Source organism: Spirochaetaceae bacterium, from assembly GCA_009784515.1.
In the GTDB taxonomy this organism is placed as follows: domain Bacteria; phylum Spirochaetota; class Spirochaetia; order WRBN01; family WRBN01; genus WRBN01.
The window spans coordinates 1-4,964 of record WRBN01000107.1; the positions used below are offsets into that span (position 1 = coordinate 1).

Below are 4,964 nucleotides of genomic sequence, written 5' to 3' on the forward strand. Positions count from 1 at the left end.
AAATATATCCTATACTATAACGAGCATAGGATACATCAGGGCATCGGCACTACACCTCTACTAAAAAAACAAGCTATTTGTTCTTGAATTACTTGACACTTACAATTGCGAGCCGCAAAACGGTGCGGCAATCCGGCTTCAATAGAGGTATTTTATGATAATTAGAAAAGAGGCTGAAAATAAATGTTTTCATGTACTTGTTCGGGGTATTGTGATAGATGAAGGCTATCTTTTAGCTGTTAAAGGGAAAGGGCAGCCTTACACTTTTCTTGTTGGTGGCCATTTAGAATTTAATGAAAACTTACAGCAAGCTTTACAACGCGAAATACAAGAAGAGCTAGGCTACTATGCAGCGTTGGTCGCTATGTGAGCTGCCTTGAGGCGGCGTGGGAAGGCAATGGCTGGTATAACCAAGAGATAAACCACATTTTTATGGTGAGTGGTATCACGAAAGATACGCCCGTTAAAGCCTTAGAAGAGCATTTAGAGGTGTGCTGGTTAGAGATAGCTAGCCCAGAGCTAGAGAGTTTACTGCCTTTTTCGATGCAAACGGTGGTGAAGAATGTGCTCGTAAATAATATTGAACTAAATTATATGGCGGAGATGTAAGGCAGCAGGTGTGTTATTACGATAAATTATGCAGTAATTTATATTTATAGATAGATAATTCCTTTTATTTTTAAAATTATTTTTTCTTGCTATTGGCTGTTATTGTGGCCATTGTAGCTACGCTCAATTTTCATCTTTCCGTTTTCGCTTTTCAGCCCTCTTTTAAATTCCAGTACCCGGTTATATACCTTTTCGTTTAATCCGCTAATTTCGCCTTCCTCCAGCAGTTTACCGCCTAAAAACGCTATCATTTCGCCGTTATCGCCGCATAAAGATAGAGGAGGGGAGTAAGCCGTTATCCCTTTAAGCTGGGCCAGTTTAGCACGTAAATAACTATTCGCCGCCACACCGCCGCCAATGACAACTGTATGTAAATTAAAATCTTTTAAAGATTTTTTAATTTTGGCCATGAGTTGACCAATGGCGGCGCGCTGGAAGCCGGCGGCAATATCGGCCTGTGTGTAACCTTCTTTTACTTTAAAAAGTTCCAGCTGGTTGATGACGGCATTTTTCAGCCCGCTGTAAGACATATCGTAACGATGGTTGCCTTTGTAGAGGTTGGCAAAGGGAAAGTTAAAGGCCAATTCATCGCCATCTTTACTCAATTTATCGATGGCCGGCCCACCGGGAAAACCCCAGCCGTAGTGTTTGGCCACTTTGTCGTAACATTCGCCGCAGGCATCATCAATGGTGCTGCCGATTACTTCTATATCATTGAAAGATTTAACCACCATCAAGGTGGTATGCCCGCCGGAGATGATGGCCCCCAAATAAGGATAATCAATGTTATGTACTAAATGATTAATATATAAATGCGCTCTAATATGGTCTACCGCTATGCTGGGGATATTTAGCGCCCACGCAAAAGCTTTGGCAAAGCTGGCCCCTACCAGCAAGCTGCCCACAAGGCCGGGCCGGTTGGTGTAAGCCACTGCGGTAATTTGGTTAGGTTTAATAGCGGCTTTAGCTAAGCACTCTTTTACGGTAGGTAGCGCTAGCTCGGTGTGCAGGCGGCTGGCTACTTCGGGGGCAACACCGCCAAAGGAACGGTGCTGCTCTATTTGGCTGGCGACTACGCCGGCTAAAATTTTATTGTTATGTAAAATGGCAACGGCAAATTCATCGCAGCTGCTTTCTATGCCTAATATCATGGGGTTAGTATATAAGAAAAAGTGATAATTGAAAAGTGAAAAGTTATTCTTTTTCGTGGCCATATCTCTTTTTTGTAGAATTTATAAATTATATAAATAAAAATAAAATTTAACTCGTAGTTGACACACATTTTGATTACAGTTACAATTATTTTTAGTTCTTAGTAAGGAGCCTTAAATGACCGGCAAAAAAGTAAACGAAAAAGACTTAGCCAAATTTCAAAAATATTACGATAGCACCCTTGCCTTTAAGTTGTTAAAAAAGTTGCGCAAAGCCACGCGTGATAAACCGCCTGTTGTGGCCGGCAGCGCCGGCGCCATCGTGGGCACACTAGGGCATTTGCTTTCAGCGCTGGAAAACCCCGCCACACCGCTGCCGTTAAAGGCCCTTATTATGGGCTGCATTGGTTATATTATTTACCCGTTCGATTTAATACTCGATTTTTTACCAATAGTTGGTTACGCCGACGATTTTGCCACTGCCGCCGGTGTGCTGGCTTTGTGTATTGGTTATAGTAAATTTACGATGAAAGATTTAGATGCCGAGATTGACGGCGAATTAAAGAAAGCTTAAATTGTTGTTTTATTTTTAGTAATGTCAAAATCTTTATGCAAAAGATAATTTTTCTTAAAACTTTTCAAAAATTTTTTTTACGGTTTTAATAAAATCGTGATAAAATACATTTAAGGAGATTTCTTAAATGACCATAGGTGTACCTAAAGAAATTAAAAATAACGAAAATCGCGTAGCCATGACCCCAACTGGGGTAGAGGTTATGGTTAAAGCCGGCCATCAGGTCTTTGTTGAGACGAACGGCGGTAATGGTTCGGGCTTTACCGATGCCGAGTATGTAGCCGCCGGCGCTACAATGGTAACGGCCAAAGAGGCTTGGGGCAAAGAGATGGTGGTAAAGGTAAAAGAGCCGTTAAAAGAAGAATACGCCTACTTTTATGAAGGGCTTATCCTTTTTACCTATTTGCACTTAGCCGCCGAAGAAGAGCTGACTAAAGCGTTAATCGACAAAAAGGTGGTGGCCATTGCCTACGAAACCGTCGAGCTGGCCGATGGCAGTTTGCCTTTGCTTACCCCAATGAGCGAAGTTGCCGGCCGTATGGCCACTCAAATTGGGGCCCGCTTCCTCGAGCGGCCGCAGGGTGGTATCGGTATGCTGCTGGGCGGTATCCCCGGTGTAAAAGCTGCCAACGTGGCCGTCATTGGCGGCGGCATTGTGGGTACTAACGCCGCAAAAATGGCCGTTGGTATGGGCGCTAACGTTACCATCTTGGATAGCAACCCTAAACGCCTGCGCGAATTGGACGATTTATTCGGCAACAGTGCTCAAACTTTAATGAGCAACAGCGCCAACATTGCAGAGGCCGTTAAAGAGAGCAATTTAGTGATTGGCGCCGTGTTGATACCGGGCGCCAAAGCTCCTAAACTGGTTAGTGAAGAGATGGTTAAAGCGATGAAGCCACGCTCGGTGATAGTTGATGTGGCCATCGACCAAGGCGGCATTTTTGCCACGATAGACCGTATTACCACCCACGCCGAACCCACTTACGAAAAGCATGGGGTGGTGCATTATGCCGTAGCTAATATGCCCGGCGCCGTGCCGCGTACCTCTACTTTTGGTTTAACCAATGTAACGTTGCCTTATGCCTTATTGATTGCGAGTAAAGGCTACAAAGCTGCTTTAGCCGATAACAAAGCCTTGCTTAAAGGTTTAAATGTTTATCAGGGTAAAGTTACTTACAAAGCGGTATCAGAGGCCTTTAGCTTGCCTTTCAGCGAGGCAACTGCACTCTTATAGCGCATAAATTGCTTTAGCACCGTAAATTTAAAGCCGTCTGTTAGGACGGCTTTTTTATCACATAGAAATTTTTTAATTACCTTGTCTGGCTAAAGCGCGGCGCTGGGCCCAAGTAAGCCTTTCGGGCTCGGCAGTGGCGGGAGCAGTTTCTTCAGCGGCGGCAATTACAGCTGCTGCGGGGCTGACGGTAGTGGCCGGCCCACCGGTAGCTACTTGCTGCGATGAAGCGGCGGTAGCCGCCGGAGCTGGGGTATTAACGGCAAAGTTTATTAATAAATTTTGCCGTCCGCCACCGGCCGGTAACCTAACATAAAGGGTGCGTTCATCGCTGTTGTACAGCCAGCCGCTGCTTACACCGGTTAAGCTCTCTACTTCGGTTAGTTGGTTATTAGCGGTATTTAAGGCTACGCTGGCAATGGCCGGTAAGCCGGTAAATAACAAATAATGTTCGTGGGCAGGGGTAACGCCAAGCTCTAGGTTAATGGCGCTGCTGCTTAACCACGTGGTACGTACATTATTAGCAAGGGTATAGACGGCTTGGCCGGCATTCATAGTAATATGCTGGCTGTGCACTTGCGGCATAAAAAGGCTAGGCCATAAGTAGGCGGCTATGTGTTCGTAACTAAAAAAGTTAGCACTGTAAGTTATACCGGCCCCTTCCCATAAAGCATAATGCGGCACAAAGCCGTTACTGCCGGCAAACGATAAGCTGGTGGTAATTAAATTTTCACCGATAAAACGCTCGTTATTTGCGGCGCTGCGGTTAAGGCCGCTTATAGACGAAGCATTAATTAACAAGTAACCGGTACGGATAGCGGCCTCCAGCTCTATTTTACCTAAAGCCGGGCGGTAAAGTACTAATCCTCTGTTAAGTAAAATAACCCGGCTAAGTAATTCGTTAAGCTGGTTATTAAGGGCGGTGCGTTCGGCCGGGCGGTTATCGGTTTGTACCGCCGCCAATAAAAAGAGGGCTTTACCGGCGGTAATTAAGCTGTCCTCGTTGGTATCTACCCTAGCGGCTAAGGTGGCCAGCTGGTTACGTAAGGTAAGTTGGCTGCCGCTTAAAACTAAATTGTATAAATTAGCCGTTAAAAAGATGGAGCCGTCGTTAGCGGCAAGTGCCGTTCTTACTTGTTGTAACAGCTGAGTTTGATGAGTTAAATGAGCCCCGTTGGCAGATTCTAGTTGGCCAAAGTAAGCGGCGCTAAGCATAGTTAAGTTGCTGCGGTTAGCGGCCGCTGCCTGCCCAAGCAGAGGGCTGGCCGTTAAGGCGTTATGCACCAATAAAGCTTGCTCGTTAAAGCCGGCTTGCCCGCTGCTTAAAGTGTGGCCGTGCGTTTGGTTGTTAAAACGGCTGTTTAACTGGCTGATGGCCCGGTTTTGTTCATCGCTT

General features: G+C 45.4%; 6 protein-coding genes. 4 read left to right on the plus strand and 2 right to left on the minus strand.

What is annotated here, in order from left to right; all coding sequences use genetic code 11:
* Positions 1-154: 154 nt before the first annotated feature.
* Together FWE37_09080 and FWE37_09085 are read left to right on the plus strand one after the other, a co-directional pair.
* Positions 155-370: a DUF4916 domain-containing protein gene (locus FWE37_09080; GenBank protein ID MCL2521131.1), complete on the plus strand. Its 216-nt coding sequence runs from the start codon at positions 155-157 to the stop codon at positions 368-370.
* Complete coding sequence (locus tag FWE37_09085; protein ID MCL2521132.1) at positions 367-609, plus strand: hypothetical protein; 243 nt, start codon at positions 367-369, stop codon at positions 607-609. The genes FWE37_09080 and FWE37_09085 overlap by 4 nt, the downstream gene beginning before the upstream one ends.
* A gap of 89 nt (positions 610-698) precedes the next feature.
* Here the strand turns inward: FWE37_09085 and tsaD are convergent, their stop codons facing one another.
* Positions 699-1,760, minus strand: coding sequence for a tRNA (adenosine(37)-N6)-threonylcarbamoyltransferase complex transferase subunit TsaD (tsaD, locus tag FWE37_09090; GenBank protein ID MCL2521133.1), 1,062 nt, complete (start codon positions 1,758-1,760; stop codon positions 699-701).
* Between the two features lie 178 nt (positions 1,761-1,938).
* Here tsaD and FWE37_09095 point away from each other — a divergent pair, with 178 nt between their 5' ends.
* Both FWE37_09095 and ald read left to right on the plus strand, forming a co-directional pair.
* Positions 1,939-2,334: a DUF1232 domain-containing protein gene (locus FWE37_09095; protein ID MCL2521134.1), complete on the plus strand. Its 396-nt coding sequence runs from the start codon at positions 1,939-1,941 to the stop codon at positions 2,332-2,334.
* Positions 2,335-2,461: 127 nt separating this feature from the next.
* Complete coding sequence (gene ald / locus FWE37_09100) at positions 2,462-3,571, plus strand: alanine dehydrogenase (protein MCL2521135.1); 1,110 nt, start codon at positions 2,462-2,464, stop codon at positions 3,569-3,571.
* A gap of 72 nt (positions 3,572-3,643) precedes the next feature.
* On the opposite strand, the gene FWE37_09105 is transcribed toward ald, so the two are convergent.
* Positions 3,644-4,964, minus strand: a 1,321-nt coding sequence (locus tag FWE37_09105) for a hypothetical protein (GenBank protein ID MCL2521136.1), incomplete at its 5' end; no start/stop codon positions are given.